Origin of the sequence: Streptomyces sp. NPDC048604, from assembly GCF_043199435.1 — a bacterium.
In the GTDB taxonomy this organism is placed as follows: Bacteria; Actinomycetota; Actinomycetes; order Streptomycetales; family Streptomycetaceae; genus Streptomyces.
The window spans coordinates 128,043-148,207 of record NZ_JBICVX010000013.1 but is presented as its reverse complement, the minus strand read 5'-3'; the positions used below and the strand labels follow the sequence as shown (position 1 = coordinate 148,207).

The following is a 20,165-nucleotide window of genomic DNA, read 5'->3' as shown; positions in this document are numbered from 1 at the left end:
GATCAGAGCAGGGTGAGCTGGGTCGGGCCCGTGAGCGCCGGCGCGTCCGGCTCGGGTATGCGCCGGGCCGCGCCCCGATGCGCCGGTCCGATCCCGAACCCGTCGGCCAGCTCGTGCACCTGACGGGTGATCCGGCGCTGGTACCAGGTCGGCGCGTACGCCCCGTCCGCGTACATCCGCTCGTACCGCCCCACCAGCCGCGGGTGGTGCTCGCGCAGCCAGGCCATGAACCACTCGCGCGCCCCGGGCCGCAGATGCAGCACGAGCGGGGTCACCGACGTGGCGCCGGCCTCCGCGATCGCCCGGACCGTCTCGCGCAGCTGCTCGGGGTGGTCGCCGAGGAACGGGATCACCGGGGCCATGAGCACGCCGCAGCCGATGCCGTGCTCGGCCAGGGTGCGCACCACGTCGAGGCGGCTCTGCGGCGAGGGGGTGCCCGGCTCGACCGTGCGCCACAGGTTTCGGTCGGTGAACCCGACGGAGACCGAGATGCCGACCTCGGTCACCTCGGCCGCCTGTACGAGCAGGTCCAGGTCGCGCAGGATCAGCGTGCCCTTGGTGAGGATCGAGAACGGGTTGGCGTGGTCGCGCAGCGCCGCGAGGATCCCCGGCATCAGCCGGTAACGGCCCTCGGCGCGCTGGTAGCAGTCCACGTTGGTGCCCATCGCGATGTGCGCCCCCTGCCAGCGGCGGGAGGCGAGCTGGCGGCGGAGCAGCTCGGGGGCGTTGACCTTCACCACGATCTGGCTGTCGAAACCGAGACCGGTGTCGAGGTCGAGATAGCTGTGGGTCTTGCGGGCGAAGCAGTACACGCAGGCGTGCGTGCAGCCCCGGTACGGATTGACCGTCCATTCGAACGGCATCCGGGAGGCGCCCGGCACCCGGTTCAGGATCGACCTGGCGCGTACCTCGTGGAACGTGATCCCGCGGAACTCCGGGGTGTCGAACGTGCGGGTGCGGACCGCGGACGTGCCGAACAGGGCGGGCTCGGCGGTCGCGGCGGGCTCCTCGCCCAGATGGTCCCAGCGCATGGACGCCTCCTCGGTAGTACTGCGTCGGCACGAATCCGAGAATAGAACACATGTTCCCTTGATCGCCGCAACCCCGATTTCGCGCGGCGAGGCACAGGTGATGGGATGGCCCCTGTACCCCCGAGCCCCCCGGAAGCTGGAGGAAGTGGAATGGCGCAGGTCGAGGCCACGACGGAACGGATCATCGCGGCGGACGCGGAGACGGTGTTCGACGCGCTGGCCGACTACCGGAACACCCGCGCGAAGCTGCTCCCCGAGCACTTCAGCGAGTACGAGGTCCGCGAGGGCGGCGACGGCGAGGGCACCCTCGTCCACTGGAAGCTCCAGGCCACCAGCAAGCGCGTCCGCGACTGCCTCCTCGAGGTCACCGAGCCCACCGACGGGCAGCTGATCGAGAAGGACCGCAACTCCTCCATGGTCACCACCTGGACCGTCACCCCGGCCGGCGAGGGCGCCTCCAAGGCCGTCGTCACCACGGTCTGGAACGGCGCCGGCGGCATCGGCGGCTTCTTCGAGCGGACCTTCGCGCCCAAGGGCCTCGCCCGGATCTACGACGCGGTCCTCGAGAAGCTGGCCGCCGAGGTCCAGAAGTAACCCGCGCGTTTTCGAACGTCACGGCGCGGTGCTCACCGGTTCGGGTGGTTCTCGCCCCCCGACCGGGAGCGCCCCCGGTGCGCCCCCCAGTGCGCCGGGGCGCGGAAAGCCGCTGATGAGCGCGCCAACTGCGCCCCCACGCCCGGCCCTTCGGTCCCTCGGGCGCCCCTGATCTCCCGTCCCGTCCGGCTTGCTCCCGCTTCGCACCCGATGCGAAGAATGACGTCGCGGACGACGACGAGGGGAGCGGCAGGTGGGCGGCATCACGCTGGTGAAGGGGGAGGCCGCGGCCGACGACCCCGAGGAGACGGCGGAACCGGCCGGACCGGCCGATCCGCCGGGCGACGCCGACACCGCCGCGTACGAACTCGGCCCGCGCCGCGTCCGGCTGGTCTTCGTCGGCCTCATGCTCGCACTGCTGCTCGCCGCGCTGGAGCAGATGATCGTCGCCACCGCCCTGCCGAAGATCGTCGGCGAACTCCAGGGCCTGGACCGGATGTCCTGGGCGATCACCGCCTATCTCCTCACCGCCACCGTCGGTCTGCCCGTCTACGGCAAACTCGGCGATCTCTTCGGCCGCAAGGGCGTCTTCCAGTTCGCCATCGTCGTCTTCGTGATCGGCTCGGCCCTGGCCGGCTGGTCCCGCACGATGGACCAGCTCATCGCCTTCCGCGCCGTCCAGGGCGCCGGCGCCGGCGGGCTGATGATCGGCGTCCAGGCGATCATCGCGGACATCGTGCCGGCGCGGGAACGCGGCCGGTTCATGGGCCTCATCGGCGCGGCGTTCGGACTGGCCTCGGTGGCCGGACCGCTGCTCGGCGGCTTCTTCACCGACCACGCCTCCTGGCGCTGGTGCTTCTGGTTCAACGTCCCCTTCGGCCTGATCACCCTCTGCGTCGTCGCGCTCGTGCTCAAGCTGCCCCGGCCCCGGGTCCGCGCCCGGCTCGACGTGCTCGGCGCCGTCCTGCTCGCCGCCGCCTCCACCTGCCTGGTGCTGCTGACCAGTTGGGGCGGCACGGAGTACGCGTGGAACTCGCGGGTGATCCTCGGACTGGCCGCCGGGGCGGCCGGAACGACCCTGCTCCTGCTGGTCGTCGAGCACCACGCGCCCGCACCGATCCTGCCGCTGCGGCTGTTCCGCGACTCCGTGTTCACCCTCACCAGCCTGGTCGGCGCGGTGGTCGGCGTGGCGCTGTTCGGCGCCGCGAGCTATCTGCCCACGTTCCTGCAGATGGTCGAAGGCGCCACGGCCACCGAGTCGGGCCTGCTGATGCTGCCGCTGATGGGCGGCATCGTGGTCGCGTCCGTCGTATCGGGCCAACTCATCAGCCGCACAGGGCACTACAAGATCTACCCGATCCTCGGCGGCGCGATCTCCGTCGTCGGCATGTGGCTGCTGTCCCGGATGGACGTCGGCACGCCACGCCTGGACCACAGCGTCTGGCAGGCGGTGCTCGGCATCGGCATCGGCCTGGTCATGCCCGTACTGATCCTCGCCGTGCAGAACTCCGTGCCGCCGGCCGACCTCGGCGCGGCGACCAGCGCCCACAACTACTTCCGGCAGATCGGCGGCAGCGTCGGCGCGGCCGTGTTCGGCACCCTGTTCGCCCACCGGCTCGACAGCGCGCTGGCGGACCGGCTCGCGGACGGGGTGTCCGCCGGGCTTCCGGCCGGGGCACGGCTGCCCGAGGCGGAGTCGATCACCCCGCAGACCGTGCACGCGCTGCCGCCCGTACTGCGCGACGCGTACGTCCATGCGTACGCCGAGGCCATGCCGCGCATCTTCCTCTACCTGGTTCCCGTCCTCGTCCTCGGCCTCCTGCTGGCCTTCTTCCTCAAGGAGAAACCGCTGGTGTCCCACCACACTCCCCAAGCCGCCACCGTCCCGCGAGCGAGGAACTCGGCCGCCCCGCACCCCGCCGGGGTCCCCGTCTGCGGCGCCGTCCAGCACCCCGACGGCTCCTGCGTGCCGCGGGCCGCGCTCACCCTCATCGACGTCCAGGGCCGCCAGCTCGGGCGGGGCGCGAGCGAGGACGACGGACGGTACGCGCTGAGCGTCCCCGGCCCCGGCTCGTACGTCCTGATCGCCGCGGCCGGCGGACACCAGCCGCAGGCGGTGTCGGTGACCGTCGGCGACCGGCCGGTCGAACTGGACGTGGTCCTCGGCGGCGCCGGCCGGCTCGCCGGCGCGGTCCTGACGGCGGACGGCGCGCCGGTGCGGGACGCGGCGGTGACGCTCACGGACGTGCGCGGCGACGTGGTGGCCTCGACGCGGAGCGGCCGGGAGGGCGGCTACGTGATGTCGGAGCTGGTGGCGGGGGAGTACACCCTGGCCGCGAGCGCCCCCGCGTTCCGGCCCGCCGCGCTGCCGGTGAGCGTCCAGGCGGCCCGGGAGACCCGCCAGGACATCGAACTGGCCGGCGGGGCGGTGCTGCGCGGCACGGTCAGGGCGGGCGGCGGCGGTCCGGTGCAGGAGGCACGGGTGACGCTGCTCGACGCGGCCGGCAACGTCGTCGACACGCTGACGACCGGCCCGGACGGCACATTCCGCTTCGTGGACCTGTCCTCGGGCGAGTACACGGTCATCGCCGCGGGCTACCCGCCGGTCGCGACGGTCCTCCAGGTGGCGAGCGGCGGCCGGACGGAACGGGACCTGCAACTGGGCCACGAGGACTGAGCGCGGTCAGGCCCGCTCCCGGTACCGGGCGAGCCGCTGCTCCAGCCGGTCCCGGACCTCGGGCCACTCCTCGGCGACCACGGAGTAGACGGCGGAATCCCGCAGCCGCCCCTCCTCCCCCTCCACCCAGGAGAGCGCCCAGTTCCGCAGCACCCCTTCGAGCCGGGCGCCGGTGGCCTCGACGGCGGCCCGGGAACGGGAGTTGCGCGCGTCGGTCATCAGATCGACCCGCGCGACGTCCCAGGTCTCGAAGGCATGCCGGAACAGCAGGTACTTGGCCTCGGCGTTGATCCCGGTGCCCTGCGCGGACGCGGCGAGCCAGGTGTACCCGAGTTCGACGGCGAGCAGCGCGCCGGTCCCGCCCCGGTACCGCGGACTGCAGAACGAGGTCACGCCGACGGCGAGCCCGGTGACCCGGTCGACCTGCGCGAAGGGCACGAGCTCCCGGTCCGCGGCCCGCCCGAGCTGCGTGTCGACGTACGCGCCCACCTCGTCCGTGCGCGGCACCCAGGTGTACGCGTACGACTCTCTCGACTCCGCGACAGCACCAGCCAACGCAGGCACATGCCGTCGCTCCAGCGGCTCCAGCCGCACCCGCTCCCCGCCGAGCGCGGGCCCCTCGAACCTGAACGTGTTCACGCCGACATGCTCCCCGCCCGCGAATCCGCTGTCATCCGCATTGGGGGACGGCTACGGTCGAGCCGTGTGTGTCTACGCCGAAGCCCCCTACAAACTGCACTACGCCTGCGTGACGTGCCGCGTCAGCTTCAAACGGCACCCGCCGGAGCCCGGTGCGACGCACCCCTGCCCGAACTGCTCCCGGCCCCTGGCCTGCGCCGGCCATGACTTCGCCGCGCCGCCCCGGCGCGACGCCCGCGCCTGGTCGGTCGTCGCCGCCGTACTGGCCGAAGGCCTCCGCTACGAGGGCCGCAGCACCTGCGGCTGCACCCGGGAGCCCAGGCCCCGCCCCCGCACCCCCGCCCAGCTCCGCTCCGCCCGGACCGCGGCCGAACGGGCGGGGGTACCGCTGGCCGAGCTGCTCGACGCCGAGCAGCGGCACGCGTAGGTGACAAGCGGCGGTCGATCGATCAGGATGCCGGTGTCCGGGTGGCGCGGTCGGGGAACAGGAGGGGCATGAAGATCCTGATCAGTGCCGACATGGAAGGGGCCACCGGGGTCACCTGGCCGGCCGACGTGCTGCCGGGGACGCCGCAGTGGGAGCGTTGCCGGGGGATGTTCACGTCGGACGTGAACGCGGCGGTGCTCGGGTTCTTCGACGGCGGGGCCGACGAGGTGCTCGTCAACGAGGCGCACTGGAGCATGCGGAACCTGCTCCTGGAGCGGCTCGACGAGCGGGTCGAGATGCTGACCGGGCGGCACAAGTCGCTGTCCATGGTCGAGGGCGTGCAGCACGGCGACGTGGACGGGATCGCCTTCGTCGGGTACCACACCGGGGCCGGCGCCGAGGGCGTCCTCGCGCACACCTATCTCGCCAACTCCATCACCGGCGTCTGGCTCGACGGCGTCCGCGCCAGCGAGGGGCTGCTCAACGCGCAGGTGGTCGCCGAGTACGGGGTGCCCGTGGTGCTCGTGACCGGCGACGACCTGACCTGCGAGGACGCGCTCGGCTATGCGCCCGAGGCGCACAAGGTGGCCGTCAAGGACCACGTCTCGCGGTACGCCGCCGTATGCCGCACCCCCGCCCGTACCGCCGCCGACATCCGTGCCGCCGCCAAGGCCGCCGCCGGCCTGGCCGTGCGCCACGAACCGCTCGCGCAGGGGCCGCACACCGTCGAGGTCGAGTTCGACGCCGAGCATCTGGCCGCCGCCGCGACGGTGGTTCCCGGCGTGGCGCGCTCCGGCGAGCGTCGTGTCGCGTACACCAGCGCGACCATGTACGAGGGTATTCGCACGTTCAAGGCGGTCACCACGATCGCCTCCTCGGCCGTGGAGGAGCAGTATGGGTGAGAGCACGACCGGTGGGGGGACCACCGGGGAGCAGGGGGCGCAGGGTGTCGACGCCCGGGCGCTCGACGAGGTCGTGACGTTCACGTCCGAGCTCATCCGCATCGACACCAGCAACCGCGGCGGCGGCGACTGCCGCGAGCGGCCCGCCGCCGAGTACGCCGCCGAACGGCTCGCCGACGCAGGCCTCGACCCGGTCCTGCTCGAACGGACCCCCGGGCGCAGCAACGTCGTCGCCCGCATCCCCGGCACCGACCCCACCGCCCCCGCGCTGCTCGTCCACGGTCATCTCGACGTCGTGCCCGCCGAGGCCGCCGACTGGACCGTGCACCCGTTCTCCGGCGAGGTCCGCGACGGCGTCGTCTGGGGCCGCGGGGCCGTCGACATGAAGAACATGGACGCGATGGTGCTCTCCGTCGTCCGCTCCTGGGCCCGCCAGGGCGTCCGCCCCCGCCGCGACATCGTCGTCGCCTACACCGCCGACGAGGAGGACAGCGCCGTCGACGGCTCCGCCTTCCTCGTCGACCGGCATGCCGGACTGTTCGAGGGGTGCACGGAGGGCATCAGCGAGTCGGGCGCCTTCTCGTTCCACCCCGAGCCCGGCATCACCCTCTATCCCATCGGGGCCGGTGAACGCGGCACCGCCTGGCTGGAGTTGACCGCCCGCGGCCGCGCCGGACACGGCTCGAAGATCAACGACGAGAACGCGGTCACCCGGCTCGCCCGGGCCGTCGCCCGCATCGGTGAGCACCGCTGGCCGGTACGGCTCACCGCCACCACCCGCGCCTGCCTCACCGAACTCGCCGCCGTGTACGGGCTCGACGTCGACGTCGAGGACCCCGGGTTCGACCCCCTGCCCCTGCTCGACAAGCTGGGCCGCGCGGCCGCCCTCGTCGCCCCCGTCCTGCGCAACAGCGCCAACCCCACCATGCTCAGTTCCGGTTACAAGGTGAACGTCATCCCCGGCAGCGCCACCGCCCACGTCGACGGGCGCACCCTGCCCGGAGGCGAGGAGGAGTTCGCCGCCACCATGGACGAACTCACCGGTCCGCACGTCGACTGGCGGTTCCACCACCGCGAGCCCTCGCTCGAAGCCCCCGTCGACTCCCCGACGTACGCCGCACTCCGCGCCGCCCTGGAGCACTTCGACCCGGACGGACACGTCGTCCCGTTCAGCATGGCCGGGGGCACCGATGCGAAGCAGTTCTCCCGACTGGGCATCACCGGCTACGGTTTCTCCCCTCTGAAGCTGCCCGCCGACCTCGACTACGGGGCCATGTTCCACGGGGTCGACGAGCGGGTGCCGGTCGAGGCGCTGCGCTTCGGCGTCCGGGTGCTCGACCGGTATCTGCGGTCCGCCTGACCGGGCACAGTCAGTCAGTAACGCACCACACGCACCAGGGGAGTTGCGATGGTACCCACGGCGGCCTACGGCACCTGGCCGTCTCCGATCGACGCCCGTCTCACCGCCGCGCACGACGGCCGGCCCGAGTACCTGGACGCGGTCGGCGACGAACTGTGGTGGACCGCGCCCCGCCCCGAGGAGGGCGGCCGCCGCGCGCTCGTGCGGCGCCGGGCGGACGGCACGGAGGAGTCCGTGCTGCCCGCGCCGTGGAACGTGCGCAGCCGCGTCATCGAGTACGGCGGCCGGCCCTGGGCCGGCGCCGCCCGCCCCGCCGGCGGTCCGCTGATCGTCTTCAGCCACTTCCCCGACCAGCGCCTGTACGCCCACGAGCCGGACGGCGACGCCCCGCCGCGCCCGCTCACACCGGTCTCCTCGGTCGGCGGCGGACGGCGCTGGGCCGACCCGGTGGTCCATCTGGACCGCGGCGAAGTCTGGTGCGTCCTGGAGGAGTTCACCGGCGGCGGGCCGAGCGATCTGCGCCGCGTCGTGGTGGCCGTCCCCCTCGACGGCTCGGCCGCCGACGACCGCGCCGCCGTACGCGAACTCGCCGTCGAGCGGCACCGGTTCGTCACCGGCCCTCGGCTCTCCCCGGACGGCCGCCGCGCCGCGTGGATCGGCTGGGACCATCCGCGGATGCCCTGGGACGGCACCGAGGTGATGCTCGCCGACGTCGGCGAGGACGGCGCCCTGCACGGCATACGCCAGGTCCTCGGCGGACCCGAGGAGTCGATCCCGCAGGTCGAATGGGCCCCGGACGGACGCCTGCTGTACGTAAGCGACCGCAGCGGCTGGTGGAACCTGCACCGCCACGACCCGGCCCGCCCGGACGAGCCGCCGGTGCCGCTCTGTCCCCGCGAGGAGGAGTTCGGCGGCCCGCTGTGGCGGCTCGGCCTCAGCTGGTTCCGCCCGCTGGACAACGGACTGATCGCCGCCGTCCACGGCAAGGGTGCCACCGCGCTCGGCATCCTCGACCCCGAGTCCGGCGAACTCGTCGACGCCGCCGGGCCGTGGACCGAATGGGACGCGTACCTCGCCGTGCACGGCACGCGCGTCGTCGGCGTCGCGGCCAGCCCGCGCAGCGCCTACGAGATCGTGGAGCTCGACACCTGCACCGGCCGGGCCCTCGTGGTCGGCCGGGCGCACGACGACCCGGTCGACCCGGTGTACTACCCCGAGCCGCAGATCCGCACCTTCACCGGACCCGACAACCGCGAGGTCCACGCCCACGTCTACCCGCCGCACAACCCCGACCGGATCGCCCCGGCCGACGAGCTGCCGCCGTACGTGATCTGGGCGCACGGCGGGCCCACCGGCCACGCGCCGCTCGTACTCGACCTGGACATCGCCTACTTCACCTCGCGCGGCATCGGCGTCGCCGAGGTCAACTACGGCGGCTCCACCGGCTACGGACGCGCCTACCGCGAACGGCTGCGCGAGCAGTGGGGCGTGGTCGACGTCGAGGACTGCGCCGCCGTCGCGGAGGCGCTGGCCGCCGAGGGCACCGCCGACCCGGCGCGCCTCGCGATCCGGGGCGGCAGCGCGGGCGGCTGGACCACCGCGGCGTCCCTGGTCGCCACAGACGTGTACGCCTGCGGCACGATCATCTATCCGGTCATCGACCTGGAGGGCTGGGCCGCCGGCGGCACCCACGACTTCGAGTCCCGCTACCTGGACGCGCTGATCGGCCCGTACGACGAGGTGCCCGCCCGCTACCAGGAGCGCTCGCCGGGGTCCGGGGTGGAGCGGATCCGGGCGCCGTTCGTGCTGCTGCAGGGGCTCGACGACGTGATCTGCCCGCCCGCGCAGAGCGAGCGCTTCCTGGCCCGGATCGCCGGCCGGGGCGTCCCGCACGCGTATCTCGCCTTCCCGGGTGAGGGTCACGGATTCCGCCGTGCGGACACCATGGTGCGGGCACTGGAGGCCGAACTCTCCCTGTACGCACAGGTCTTCGGGGTCGAGCGGCCGGACGTGCCGGGACTGGAGCTGAAGCCGTGACCGCTGCGCCGGAGCTCGCCCCGCTGACCCGGCCCCGGCGGCTGCGCTCCGGCGACCGGGTCGCCGTCGTCGCGCCCAGCGGCCCGATCCCCGAGGAGCGGCTCGCCCGCGGCCTGGCGATCCTGCGCGGTTGGGGCCTGGAGCCGGTCGTCGCCCCGCACGTCCTGGACGCCCATCCGCGCCACGACTACCTCGCCGGTACGGACCGGGCGCGCGCCCGGGACCTCCAGGAGGCGTGGTGCGACCCGTCGGTCGCCGCGGTGCTCTGCGCGCGCGGTGGCTATGGGGCGCAGCGCATGGTCGACCTCCTCGACTGGACGGCGATACGCGCGGCCGGGCCCAAGGTCTTCGTCGGGTACAGCGATGTCACCGCGCTCCACGAGGCGTTCGCGCTCCGCGCCGGACTCGCCACCCTGCACGGGCCGATGGTCGCGGCGGCGACCTTCCTCGACGACGCGCCCACGCGGGAGCACCTGCGGGCCACGCTCCTCGAGCCCGAGTCGGTCCGTACCGTGCCCGCGCTCAAGACCGCCCGCACCCTCGTCCCCGGCCGGTCCCACGGCGTCACCTTCGGCGGCTGCGCCTGCCTGCTCGCCGCGGGCCTCGGCACCGCGGACTCCCGGCCCGCGGGCCGCGGCGGGCTGCTGCTCCTGGAGGACGTGGGGGAGGAGGCGTACCGCCTCGACCGCATGCTCACCCAACTCCTGCGCGCGGGACTCCTTCAGGGCGTCGCCGGCGTCCTGCTCGGCTCGTGGGAGGAGTGCGGCCCGTACGACGGACTCCACGCCCTGTTCGAGGACCTCTTCGGGAGCCTCGGCGTCCCCGTGGTCGAGGAGTACGGCTTCGGGCACTGCCCGAGCACCCTGACGATCCCGCTGGGCGCGGCCGCGGTCTTCGACGCGGAGGCGTGCACCCTGACCTTCGACGCCCCGGCGCTGGACTGACTCCTTCAGTCCCTGGGTCCTTCAGTCCCCGAGTCCTTCACTGAATCTCCGTCAGCTGCGGCTGTCCGATGCGTTGACGGTGATCTGACACGTGTCACACCATGGGCCGCGCGCCGCCTACCGGTCGGTACGTCGGCCGGCGAGTGATCCGTGTCGTCCGTGTGGAGGTACCCGTGTCCCGTGCCGTGCCCCGAACCCGCAGAGCCCTCGCACTCGCCGCCGCGGCCGCGCTGGCCGGGCCGCTCGCGCTCGCCGGGCCCGCGAACGCCGCCGAGCCCGGCGGCGGTGCGTACACGGTGACGCCCCTGACGTTCACCGTCCGGGCCGGCGACCGGACCTGCGCCGTCGACGCCGACCTGTACCGGCCCGCCGGCGCGGACGCCGCCCACCCGGCCCCGGCAGTACTCACCACCAACGGCTTCGGCGGCAGCAAGACCGACGGCTCGACCGCCGCCACCGGCAAGGCCTTCGCGGCCCGTGGCTACGTCGCCCTGGTCTACTCCGGCCTCGGCTTCGGAAAGTCCGGCTGCCTGGTCTCGCTCGACGATCCGCGCATCGACGGCCAGGCGGCCGCCCGGCTCCTCGACTTCCTCGGCGGGACCCGCGCAGCCGACGACGGCACCCGCGTCGACTACGTGCTCCGCGACGGCGCGGGCGACCCCCGCGTCGGCATGATCGGCGGCTCGTACGGCGGCGCCGTCCAGCTCGCCACCGCCTCCGTGGACCCCCGGCTCGACGCCCTCGTCCCGCTCATCACCTGGAACGACCTCGCCTACTCGCTCGCCCCCAACAGCGCCGACCGGAACACCCCCGGCGTCTTCAAGTGGCAGTGGGCGAACGGCTTCTACCTGATCGGGGAGGGCCAGCCGCTCCTCGCCCCGTCCCTCGACCCGTCCCGGATCAACTCGCTGCGCTGTCTGCACTTCGTCAGCGACGCCTGCGACACCGTCCGGCTGCTGAACTCCGGCCGCTACCCCGAGGCCGAGACCCGCGCGATGCTCGACTTCGCGCACAGCGTCTCGCCCGTCTCGTACCTCGACCGCGTCAAGGCGCCGACGCTGATCGTGCAGGGGCAGTCCGACAGCCTGTTCAACCTGAACGAGGCCCGGGACACCTACCGGCAGCTGCGCCGCCAGGGCGTCCCGGCCAAGCTCGTCTACCAGTCCTGGGGACACAGCGGCGGACTCACCGACCCGGCCTCCGGCGAACTGAACCTGGGCCAGGGAAACCTGGAGGACTCGTACGTCGGCCGGCGCATCCTCGCCTGGTTCGACCGCTACCTGAAGAAGCATCAGAACACCGACACCGGCCCCGCGTTCGCCTACTACCGGGACTGGCGGCCCGGATACGGCACCGCCTCGTCCGTCCCCGCGCTCAGCCAGAAGCTCTACCTCTCCGGCGACGGCAAACTCGTCGACAACCGCGCCAAGGTCGCCCGCGGCTCCCGTCACTACGCCAACTGGCTGGTCCCGACCAGTCATTCGGAGTCCTCGCTCGCCGGGACAATAGGACTGCCGGACCCGAAGCCGTACGACATCAAGGGCACGTACCTCGACTGGACGAGCGCGCCGCTCACCGCGCCCGTCGACCTCGTCGGCGCGCCGAAGGCCACCCTGAAGGTCAGCTCGCCGAAGACCGAGCGGGTCCAGGACTCCGGCGACGCCGCCGACAAGCTGGTGCTCTTCGCCAAGGTCTACGACGTGGCCCCCGACGGCACGAAGACCCTGGTCAACCGCTTGGTCGCACCGGCGCGCGTACCCGACGTCACCCGCCCGTTCACGGTCGAGCTGCCCGGCATCGTGCACCGCTACGAGACCGGCCACCGGCTGCAGTTCGTGATCGCGGCCAGTGACAGCGCCTACTCGGGCAACCGAGGCGTCAAGCCCGTCACCGTCACCAGCGCCCCCGAGGACACGGGCACCCTGGAACTACCGGTGGTGAGCGGAGCACTGCGCTGAGCGAGGGAACGGCGGACGGTTCGGATTCACCGGACCGTCCTCATCTCGTTACCTGTCCTTTTCCCATTTCGAGGGCCTCGGGCCGGAGACTGTGCCTCCGCCTTCGCGCCGTGCTGCCGGCGCGGGGCAGTTCCCCCCTCGTAGAAGGACCGAAGGCCCCGTGCCCGTACCCGTTGTGCTCAGCGGCCGCCTCGTGCGGCTCGAGCCCCTCGCCCCGCACCACGCCGCCGCACTGGCCGCCGTCGGCGCGGAGGACCGTGCGACGTACTCGTTCACACCCGTCCCGCACAGCCTCGATACGGCCCTGAGCTATATCGAGCGCGCCCTGGCCGAACAGAGCGCCGGGCGCATGCTTCCCTTCGCCGTCGTCAGCACCGCCGACGAGCGGGTGATCGGCTCGACGAGGTTCCTGGAACTCGACTACTGGCAGGGGCCGCCGGTCTGGCCGTCGCTGCCCGGCGTCCCGTACGGCGATCCGGCCACGGCGGTGCCGGACGCCGCCGAGATCGGGAACACCTGGCTCTGCCCGCGCGCGCAGGGCATCGGCTCCAACACCGAGGCCAAGCTGCTGATGCTGAGCCATGCCTTCGAGGTGTGGGGCGTACGGCGGATCTCGATGCGGGCCGACGCGCGGAACCTGCGCTCGCGGGCCGCGATCGAGCGGCTCGGGGCCACCTGCGAGGGCGTGCGCCGAGCCCATTCGCGCGGGCTCGACGGGGCCGTGCGCAGCACCGCCTTCTACTCGATCCTCGAAGAGGAGTGGCCGGACGTGCGCGGGATCGTCGCGGCCCGTCTCGACGCGGCGATCGCCCGCCGCTCGCTCGTGCCCGCGTAGCCCGCTCGCGCCGGCGTACGGCCGCTGCCGTACGGCCGTCGGCGTACGGCGGGAAGCCCGGTCCGGGCGCATCGGCGCACCGGACCGGGCTTCTTCGTGCCTTGTGCTCGCGCGCCGCGTGCTAGCGCGAGGCGAGGGCCGCGTACCCCGGGCGGACGACCTCGTCGATCAGGCGCTGCCGCTCCGGCAGCGGCAGGAAGGCGGCCTCCAGGGCGGCGACCGTGAACTCCTCGAAGACCTCCGGGCCGTAGCCGAAGGCGTCCGCCATGTGCTGGAACTCCTCGCTCATGGTGGTCCCGGAGACCAGCCGGTTGTCCGTGTTCAGGGTGATCGTGAAGCCGAGCCGGCGCAGCTCGTCGATCGGGTGCGAGGCGTAGTCCTTCGCCGCGCCCGTCTGGAGGTTGGAGGTCGGGCAGACCTCCAGGGCGATCCGGTTGTCGCGGACGTACGCGGCCAGGCGGCCCAGCGTGCCGTCCTCGGCGATGTCGTCCGTGATCCGCACGCCGTGGCCGATCCGCTCGGCGCCGCAGATCTGCACCGCCTCGTGCACCGACTCCGCGCCGACGGCCTCGCCCGCGTGGATGGTGTAGTGGCAGTTCTCCCGCTTCAGGTGCTGGAAGGCGGGCAGGTGGCGGGCCGGCGGGTTGCCGATCTCGCCGCCGGCTATGTCGAAGCCCGCCACGCCGTTGTCCCGGTGCGCGACCGTCAACTGCGCGATCTCCAGCGAGCGGTCGGTGTGCCGCATGCCGGTGAGCAGGGTGCGGACGGTGATCCGGCCGCCCGCACGGCGCTCGCCCTCGCGGAAGCCGGCGTTGACGGCCTCCACGACCTCGTCGAGGGTCAGCCCGCCCTCCAGGTGCTGCTCGGGGGCGTACCGGATCTCGGCGTACACCACGCCGTCGGCCGCCAGGTCCTCGGCGCACTCGGCCGCGATCCGCTCCAGCGCCTCGCGGGTCTGCATCACCGCGCAGGTGTGGGCGAAGGTCTCCAGGTACCGCTCCAGGGAACCGGAGTCGGCGGCGTCCCGGAACCAGACCGCCAGCTCGGCCGGGTCCTCGGTGGGCAGTGCGGTGTAGCCGCAGGCCCGGGCCAGCTCGACGATGGTGGCGGCGCGGAGCCCGCCGTCCAGGTGGTCGTGCAGCACGGCCTTGGGCGCGCGGCGGATCCAGTCGGCCACGGGGGCGGTGGCGGAGGTGGCGGCAGAGTTGTCAGACAAGTGCATGGCGGGGAAGTGTACTCCCCGGCGGAACCGGGGTGCCGAGACGGCGCTGACAGCCCGCGGGGCGGGCCGCGCCGCCGCCCCCGCCCCGTTCAGTTCGACTGCAGGACCGGCAGCGCCGGGGCGCCCGTCGGGAGCATGTGCTTGGCCGCAAGGACCGGGACCTCGTCCACCCGCACCACCTGCGTGACCAGCACCGCCGGCGTGTCCGCGGGGCGGGACAGCTGCTCGCCGCGCCGCTGTCCGAGGAGCGTCGCCGTGACGCTGCTGTGCGCGCTCAGCCGAACGTCCCGCGAGGCGGCGGCGAGCACCGCCAGCATCGAGGTCCGCTCCGGCGCGGCCGTCGTGCGCAGTGCCTGCGCGAAGGCCGGGTGTGCCCGGTCCAGTACGTCGTCGGCGGCCGCCCACTCCTGGCTCAGCGCCGCCGCGATGCCCTCGCCGGTCAGCAGCGACTCCCAGAAGCGCAGCTCCGCGCGGGCCGGCGCGAGCAGGTGCTGGGTGGTGAAGTCGGTCGGCTCCTCGACCGCCCGCAGCAGGGCCCGCACGCGCAGCGGCGCGCCCGCGCCGATCAGCTCCTCCAGCGGCTGGACGTGCTCGAAACCGCGCCGCGGCGGCCGGTCGTTGACAGTCCGGCCGACCCCGCGGCGCACCGTGAGCAGCCCGTCCTCCTGGAGCAGCAGCAGCGCCTCGCGCAGCGCCGGGCGGCTGACGCCCAGCTCGGCGGCGAGCCGCGGCTCGGAGGGCAGGGTCGAGCCGGGCGGGTACGTGCCGTCGTTGATCGCGTCGGCGATCCGCTCGTAGAGCACCACGACCGGCCGCCGCTGCACGGTGCCGTTCCCGGTCCCGGGCGCTCCTGCACTGACTGCCACTGACCCTCCTCTGCCGACTTGTCGGCAAGTTACGCCGCGGGGAAGCGGCCCGGCAACGCGGCAGTGAACGCGGGGTGCAGATCACACGGGGGAGGGGTTGACGAGTTACGCGCGTAGATCGGAGGCTGTGCCCACGCCACTTGTCTGACAAGTGGCGCACGCGTGCTGCCGTAGTGCTGCTGCCGTAGTGCTGCGACACCGACCTGGACGAGGCAAAGGGGCCCCGACATGTCCACCCGATCAGATCTCGCGGGCCGCGGGCCCATGCTCCTGGCGCTGGTCCTGGCCGTACTCGGCTACCAGATCAACGCCACGATGCTGAGCCCCGCCCTGCCGGACGTCATCGAGCGCCTGGAGACCAGCCCCGCCGCCGCGGGCCTCTCCCAGACGCTGTTCTTCCTGATGGCCGCGATCGGACAGGTCACCCTCGCCCGGCTCGGCGACCTGCGCGGCCGCAAGCCGATGATGCTGCTGTGCGCGGGCGTGCTGATCCTCGGCAACCTGCTCTGCGTCTTCGCCCCGAACATCGAGGTCTTCATCGCGGGCCGCGTCCTCCAGGGCGTCTCCGCGGCGATGTTCACCCTCGCCTTCCTCACCCTGAACCAGCTGCTCACCCCGGCAGGCTTCGGCAAGGCCGCGGGCATCATCACCGCCGTCAACGGCGGCCTCGCCGGCGTCGACGCCATCGCCGGCGGCCAGATCGCCGACACCATCGGCTTCCGCGGGATCTTCGTCTGCTCCACCGTGATCGCCGTCGTGGGCCTGCTCCTCGTCCGCAAGCACGTCCCCGACACCCTGCCCGCCACCACCGGCGGCCGCTTCGACACCCGCGGCATCACCGCCCTCGCCCTCGGCCTCACCGGAATCCTCGTCGGCCTCGCCCAGGGCGCCGCCTGGGGCTGGACCTCCGCCCTCACCCTCGGCTTCCTGCTCGGCGGCGCCGCCTCGCTGGTCTTCTTCGTCGTCTCGCAGAAGAGCGCCGCGGACCCCGTCATCGACATCGAGGTGCTCGCCTCCCGCCGCGCCTGGCCGCTGCTGCTCACCACCATCTGCACCCTCGGCGGCGCGTTCGGCGCGATCGCGCTGACCATCCCGCTGTTCTCGCAGGACGCCCGGGTCGGTCTCGGCCTGTCGGCGGTCACCGCCGCGGTCCTCTTCCTCACCCCGATCCAGCTCATCGGCGTGATCTCCGCCCCGCTGACCGGCCGCTTCGGCCCGAAGATCGGCTGGCGCAGGATCGTGGTCGCCGGCGCGGTCGCCAACTTCGCGCTCTTCCTCGTCGCCACCGTCTTCCTGCAGCACGAGTGGATCCTGATCGCCGCGCTGGCCGCGCTCGGCGTCACGTACGGCGGCTTCATGCTCACCGGCCTCAACGGTCTCGCCGTCACCAGCGCCCCGAAGGACAAGCCGGGTTCGCTCTCCGGACTGAACGGCGCCTGCTTCGGCATCGGCGCGTCGCTCGGCATCGCCCTCGCCTCCGCGATGATCACCGCGGGCAGCGACGCGGGCGGCCCCACCACGGCCGGCTACCAGAACGCGATGTACACGGCCCTGGCGCTGCTCGGCCTCGGCGTCGTCAGCGCGTTCCTCATCAAGCGGCCCGACCCGGCCGAGGCCGGCATCGCCGAGGAGCCGCAGCGGGTGCTCGTCCACCACTGACGGGCCCGTACCCCCCGACCGGACCGCACGGTTTCACCCGTACGGCCCCGCCCACCGCCCCCGTGCCGACCGGATCCCTCCATCCTGGTCCCACGGGGGCGGCGGTGCAGTCGGTGCACACGGTGCAGGACGGACGAGAGGCGGCCCATGGGTCCCAAGGAGACATCGGACGCGGGACGCGGCGGTGGCGTCACCTCGGGCCGGATCGCGATCGCGGTCCTCGTCGTCCTCACGCTGATCCTCATCTTCGAGAACACCACCCGCGTGAAGATCCGGCTGCTGATCCCGGTGGTCACCATGCCCCTGTACCTGGCGCTGCTCGGCACCGCCCTGCTCGGCGCCGTCTGCGGCTGGTACGGCGCGACCCGCAGGAGGAAGCGGTGAGGCGCGTGGCGGCGGTCTGCGCGGTCACCGTCGTCGCCCTCGCGGTGGTCCTGGCCGGCTCGGCCGACCCGGCGGACGAGGACGAGGAGGCCGGGACCCGTACACCGCCGCAGCCGCTGCCGGACTTCACCGGACGCAGCCTGCTGCGCGCCTTCGCCGCCCTCGACCACCGCACCCGCGTGCACGTCCACGACGCGAGCGGCGGCGACCGGCGCGTCCTGTGGCCCCCGCGCTGGACGGTCTGCACCCAGTACCCCGCGCCCGGCGCGAGCGGCGGCACGAACCGCAGCGTCACCCTCGGCGTCGTGAAGCGCACCGAGCAGTGCCCGTCCCGGGTCCTGGAGTCCCGCCGCTGAATGCCCGCCGCTGAAAGCCCGCCGGCCGCCCGCCCGGGCCGTAGCCTGGGCCCATGTCCGATGATCATGACGGGTACGCCGTCGTCGGGGAGCGGGTCGCCCTGCGCCCCTACTCCGCCGCCGACGCCGAGGAGTTCACCGCGGCCGTCCGCGAAAGCCGCGCCCTGCACCGGCCCTGGCTGTTCCCGCCGGAGACGGCCGAGGCGTACGCGACGTACCGGCGCACCCTCGGCGAGGATCCCGCGCGGCTCGGCTTGCTGGTCTGCGAGCGCGCCGCGGCGGGACGGATCGCCGGCTTCGTGAACATCAACAACATCGTCCGCGGCGCCTTCCTCAGCGGCGCGCTCGGCTACGGGGCCTTCGCCCACGCGGCCGGCCGCGGGCTGCTCGGCGAGGGGCTCGGGCTCGTGGTCCGGCACGCCTTCGGCCCCCTCGGCCTGCACCGCCTCGAGGCGAACATCCAGCCGGGGAACGCGGCTTCCCGCGCCCTCGTCATGCGGGCCGGCTTCCGGCTGGAGGGCTACTCGCCCGCGATGCTCTTCATCGACGGTGCATGGCGCGACCACGAACGCTGGGCGATCACCGCGGAGACGACGGCCCCCGGCTCCCCGGGGTGATCAGCGCTTGCGGTTGATCTTCATCGTGTCGAGATCGGTCACCGTGGACCTCAGCTCCCGGTAGCCGTGGCCCAGTTCGCCCAGCGCGCTCTCCACCCGGTCCTCCGCGAGGGCCGCGGCCATCTCCTCGCCGTCCTCCGCGTCGGAACGGACCACGACGCGGTACGAGAAGTGCTGCAGCGCCCGGTCGTACGCGAGCGTGCCCTCCTCCGTGAAGCGCAGCGCCGACAGACCGTGGTCGTCCGCCTCCGCGAGGAGCCGGGTCCGGCTCTCCTGCGACAGGGCGTCCCACCTGCCACGCACGATCACCCGGTAGGTGTGCTGCGTGCTCATTCCTGCGTCCTCACGTCGTTCGGGCACGAAGGCCCCACCCTACGAAGCCGCCGCCCGCCGGGCACCGTGTTTTCCGTGGCGGGCGGGCCGGTGACGGGGCGGCGTCAGGCGGTCGTGCGGCGGTCCACGTACTCGAAGACCGAGCCGTCCGGGTGGACCGCGATCAGATTGCGGCCCACCGGGGTGGCCACCGGGCCGGCGACGATGCGGGCGCCGGCCTCGGTCAGCGTGGCGTGCGCCTTGTCCACGTCCTCGACGGAGACCGTCGCGGCCACCTTCCGCAGCACCTCCAGCTCCGCCTCGGGACCGCTCATCAGCAGGAAGCAGCTCACGGCCGCGACCGACACGCCGCCGCGCTCGAAGCGCTGCGCGGGGGCGCCGGTGAGCCGTTCGTAGAACGCGATGGCGGGTTCGAGGTCATCGACACAGATGCGCAGTGTGGTACCCAGAATCTCCATACGGACGAGCCTAGTTGGAGTTCTCGGACGACGACACCCGGCACAGGATCTCGCCGTGCGGGACCATGAACCAGGCGTCCTCCGAGCGCCCCCACTCCCGCCAGCCCTCGGAGATCGCCGCCAGCCGCTCGGCCGTGGTGTGACCGCTCGACACCGCCAGCTCGGCGTACACCGACGCCACCGTGCGGTCCGCCCACAGACCGCTCCACCAGGCCCGCTCCTCCTCGGTGGCGAAGCACCAGTTCCCGGCCGTGGCGGTGATCTCGGTGAAGCCGGCCGCCCGCGCCCAGGACAACAGCCGCCGCCCGGCGTCCGGTTCGCCGCCGTTGTGCCGGGCCACCTTCCGGTACAGCCGCGACCACTCGTCCAGCAGGGGCAGTTCGGGGTACCAGGCGAACACGCCGTAGTCGCTGTCCCGGGCCGCGACCACGCCGCCGGGCCGGCACACCCGGCGCATCTCCCGCAGCGCCTGAACCGGGTCGCCCACGTGCTGCAGCACCTGGTGGGCGTGGACCACGTCGAAGGAGTCGTCGGGGAAGTCCAGCGCGTGGACGTCCGCGACGGCGAACTCGACGTTGCCCAGGCCGCGTTCGGCGGCCACCGCGGCCGCCTTCGCCAGGACGTCCGGCGCGGCGTCCACCGCGGTCACCCGGCCGGGGGCGACCAGCGCCGCCAGGTCGGCGGTGATGGTGCCGGGTCCGCAGCCCACGTCCAGGACGTCCAGCCCCGGCGTCAGTTCGGGCAGCAGATACGCGGCCGAATTGGCGGCGGTGCGCCAGGCGTGCGAGCGCAGCACCGACTCGTGGTGCCCGTGGGTGTAGACGGCGGTTTCCTTCGACGGGGAGGCATGCGTCATGGCCGTACTT

General features: G+C 73.2%; 20 protein-coding genes. 13 read left to right on the top strand and 7 right to left on the bottom strand.

Annotated features, from left to right (window positions below):
• Positions 1–2: 2 nt before the first annotated feature.
• Entirely contained in the window at positions 3–1,031 is a 1,029-nt protein-coding gene (locus ACGFMM_RS25980; protein WP_393648842.1) for an Rv2578c family radical SAM protein, read from the bottom strand.
• A 150-nt stretch (positions 1,032–1,181) separates the two neighbouring features.
• Between ACGFMM_RS25980 and ACGFMM_RS25975 the strand changes: the two genes are divergently transcribed.
• Both ACGFMM_RS25975 and ACGFMM_RS25970 read left to right on the top strand, forming a co-directional pair.
• Complete coding sequence (locus ACGFMM_RS25975; protein ID WP_393648841.1) at positions 1,182–1,625, top strand: SRPBCC family protein; 444 nt, start codon at positions 1,182–1,184, stop codon at positions 1,623–1,625.
• Between the two features lie 253 nt (positions 1,626–1,878).
• On the top strand, positions 1,879–4,302 hold the full coding sequence (locus tag ACGFMM_RS25970) for an MFS transporter (protein WP_393648840.1): 2,424 nt from the start codon (positions 1,879–1,881) through the stop codon (positions 4,300–4,302).
• Between the two features lie 6 nt (positions 4,303–4,308).
• Here the strand turns inward: ACGFMM_RS25970 and ACGFMM_RS25965 are convergent, their stop codons facing one another.
• Entirely contained in the window at positions 4,309–4,941 is a 633-nt protein-coding gene (locus ACGFMM_RS25965) for a GNAT family N-acetyltransferase (protein WP_393648839.1), read from the bottom strand.
• 64 nt (positions 4,942–5,005) lie between these two features.
• Between ACGFMM_RS25965 and ACGFMM_RS25960 the strand changes: the two genes are divergently transcribed.
• The 7 genes from ACGFMM_RS25960 (at position 5,006) to ACGFMM_RS25930 (ending at position 13,404) form a co-directional block, all read left to right on the top strand.
• Positions 5,006–5,368 (top strand): hypothetical protein, encoded by a 363-nt coding sequence (locus ACGFMM_RS25960; RefSeq protein ID WP_393648838.1) that lies wholly within the window; start codon positions 5,006–5,008, stop codon positions 5,366–5,368.
• A 68-nt stretch (positions 5,369–5,436) separates the two neighbouring features.
• Positions 5,437–6,270, top strand: coding sequence for a M55 family metallopeptidase (locus ACGFMM_RS25955; RefSeq protein ID WP_393648837.1), 834 nt, complete (start codon positions 5,437–5,439; stop codon positions 6,268–6,270).
• Positions 6,263–7,630 carry a M20/M25/M40 family metallo-hydrolase gene (locus ACGFMM_RS25950; protein ID WP_393648836.1) on the top strand — a complete coding sequence of 456 codons (1,368 nt, stop codon included), beginning with the start codon at positions 6,263–6,265 and terminating at the stop codon, positions 7,628–7,630. Before ACGFMM_RS25955 ends, ACGFMM_RS25950 begins: the two co-directional genes overlap by 8 nt.
• 48 nt (positions 7,631–7,678) lie before the next feature.
• A complete protein-coding gene (locus tag ACGFMM_RS25945; RefSeq protein ID WP_393648835.1) occupies positions 7,679–9,667 on the top strand; it encodes a prolyl oligopeptidase family serine peptidase in 1,989 nt (662 codons plus the stop codon).
• Positions 9,664–10,611, top strand: coding sequence for an LD-carboxypeptidase (locus tag ACGFMM_RS25940; RefSeq protein WP_393648834.1), 948 nt, complete (start codon positions 9,664–9,666; stop codon positions 10,609–10,611). The genes ACGFMM_RS25945 and ACGFMM_RS25940 overlap by 4 nt, the downstream gene beginning before the upstream one ends.
• A 161-nt stretch (positions 10,612–10,772) precedes the next feature.
• A complete protein-coding gene (locus tag ACGFMM_RS25935; RefSeq protein ID WP_393648833.1) occupies positions 10,773–12,569 on the top strand; it encodes a CocE/NonD family hydrolase in 1,797 nt (598 codons plus the stop codon).
• A 160-nt stretch (positions 12,570–12,729) separates the two neighbouring features.
• Positions 12,730–13,404 (top strand): GNAT family N-acetyltransferase, encoded by a 675-nt coding sequence (locus ACGFMM_RS25930; protein ID WP_393648832.1) that lies wholly within the window; start codon positions 12,730–12,732, stop codon positions 13,402–13,404.
• A gap of 121 nt (positions 13,405–13,525) precedes the next feature.
• On the opposite strand, the gene ACGFMM_RS25925 is transcribed toward ACGFMM_RS25930, so the two are convergent.
• Complete coding sequence (locus tag ACGFMM_RS25925; RefSeq protein ID WP_393648831.1) at positions 13,526–14,626, bottom strand: adenosine deaminase; 1,101 nt, start codon at positions 14,624–14,626, stop codon at positions 13,526–13,528.
• Positions 14,627–14,715: 89 nt separating this feature from the next.
• Positions 14,716–15,492 carry a GntR family transcriptional regulator gene (locus ACGFMM_RS25920; RefSeq protein WP_393648830.1) on the bottom strand — a complete coding sequence of 259 codons (777 nt, stop codon included), beginning with the start codon at positions 15,490–15,492 and terminating at the stop codon, positions 14,716–14,718.
• Between the two features lie 228 nt (positions 15,493–15,720).
• Between ACGFMM_RS25920 and ACGFMM_RS25915 the strand changes: the two genes are divergently transcribed.
• The 4 genes from ACGFMM_RS25915 to ACGFMM_RS25900 all read left to right on the top strand — a co-directional run bounded on the left by ACGFMM_RS25915 (position 15,721) and on the right by ACGFMM_RS25900 (position 18,508).
• Complete coding sequence (locus ACGFMM_RS25915) at positions 15,721–17,151, top strand: MFS transporter (protein WP_393648829.1); 1,431 nt, start codon at positions 15,721–15,723, stop codon at positions 17,149–17,151.
• Positions 17,152–17,298: 147 nt separating this feature from the next.
• A complete protein-coding gene (locus ACGFMM_RS25910; RefSeq protein WP_393648828.1) occupies positions 17,299–17,535 on the top strand; it encodes a lipopolysaccharide assembly protein LapA domain-containing protein in 237 nt (78 codons plus the stop codon).
• Complete coding sequence (locus ACGFMM_RS25905) at positions 17,532–17,891, top strand: hypothetical protein (RefSeq protein WP_393648827.1); 360 nt, start codon at positions 17,532–17,534, stop codon at positions 17,889–17,891. Before ACGFMM_RS25910 ends, ACGFMM_RS25905 begins: the two co-directional genes overlap by 4 nt.
• 53 nt (positions 17,892–17,944) lie before the next feature.
• A complete protein-coding gene (locus ACGFMM_RS25900) occupies positions 17,945–18,508 on the top strand; it encodes a GNAT family N-acetyltransferase (protein WP_393648826.1) in 564 nt (187 codons plus the stop codon).
• On the opposite strand, the gene ACGFMM_RS25895 is transcribed toward ACGFMM_RS25900, so the two are convergent.
• The 3 genes from ACGFMM_RS25895 to ACGFMM_RS25885 all read right to left on the bottom strand — a co-directional run bounded on the left by ACGFMM_RS25895 (position 18,509) and on the right by ACGFMM_RS25885 (position 20,155).
• Positions 18,509–18,841 carry a DUF6204 family protein gene (locus tag ACGFMM_RS25895; RefSeq protein WP_393648825.1) on the bottom strand — a complete coding sequence of 111 codons (333 nt, stop codon included), beginning with the start codon at positions 18,839–18,841 and terminating at the stop codon, positions 18,509–18,511.
• A gap of 104 nt (positions 18,842–18,945) precedes the next feature.
• On the bottom strand, positions 18,946–19,299 hold the full coding sequence (locus tag ACGFMM_RS25890; protein ID WP_393648824.1) for a VOC family protein: 354 nt from the start codon (positions 19,297–19,299) through the stop codon (positions 18,946–18,948).
• A 10-nt stretch (positions 19,300–19,309) separates the two neighbouring features.
• Positions 19,310–20,155, bottom strand: a complete 846-nt coding sequence (locus ACGFMM_RS25885) for a methyltransferase domain-containing protein (protein ID WP_393648823.1) — start codon at positions 20,153–20,155, stop codon at positions 19,310–19,312.
• Between the last annotated feature and the right edge of the window lie 10 nt (positions 20,156–20,165).

Bases quoted from the DNA above. Each gene is read 5' to 3' on its own strand.
- ACGFMM_RS25980 (WP_393648842.1), bottom strand. From the start codon at position 1,031: ATGCGCTGGGACCATCTGGGCGAGGAGCCCGCCGCGACCGCCGAGCCC.
- ACGFMM_RS25975 (WP_393648841.1), top strand. From the start codon at position 1,182: ATGGCGCAGGTCGAGGCCACGACGGAACGGATCATCGCGGCGGACGCG.
- ACGFMM_RS25955 (WP_393648837.1), top strand. From the start codon at position 5,437: ATGAAGATCCTGATCAGTGCCGACATGGAAGGGGCCACCGGGGTCACC.
- ACGFMM_RS25950 (WP_393648836.1), top strand. From the start codon at position 6,263: ATGGGTGAGAGCACGACCGGTGGGGGGACCACCGGGGAGCAGGGGGCG.
- ACGFMM_RS25945 (WP_393648835.1), top strand. From the start codon at position 7,679: ATGGTACCCACGGCGGCCTACGGCACCTGGCCGTCTCCGATCGACGCC.
- ACGFMM_RS25925 (WP_393648831.1), bottom strand. From the start codon at position 14,626: ATGCACTTGTCTGACAACTCTGCCGCCACCTCCGCCACCGCCCCCGTG.
- ACGFMM_RS25915 (WP_393648829.1), top strand. From the start codon at position 15,721: ATGTCCACCCGATCAGATCTCGCGGGCCGCGGGCCCATGCTCCTGGCG.
- ACGFMM_RS25910 (WP_393648828.1), top strand. From the start codon at position 17,299: ATGGGTCCCAAGGAGACATCGGACGCGGGACGCGGCGGTGGCGTCACC.
- ACGFMM_RS25900 (WP_393648826.1), top strand. From the start codon at position 17,945: ATGTCCGATGATCATGACGGGTACGCCGTCGTCGGGGAGCGGGTCGCC.
- ACGFMM_RS25895 (WP_393648825.1), bottom strand. From the start codon at position 18,841: ATGAGCACGCAGCACACCTACCGGGTGATCGTGCGTGGCAGGTGGGAC.
- ACGFMM_RS25890 (WP_393648824.1), bottom strand. From the start codon at position 19,299: ATGGAGATTCTGGGTACCACACTGCGCATCTGTGTCGATGACCTCGAA.
- ACGFMM_RS25885 (WP_393648823.1), bottom strand. From the start codon at position 20,155: ATGACGCATGCCTCCCCGTCGAAGGAAACCGCCGTCTACACCCACGGG.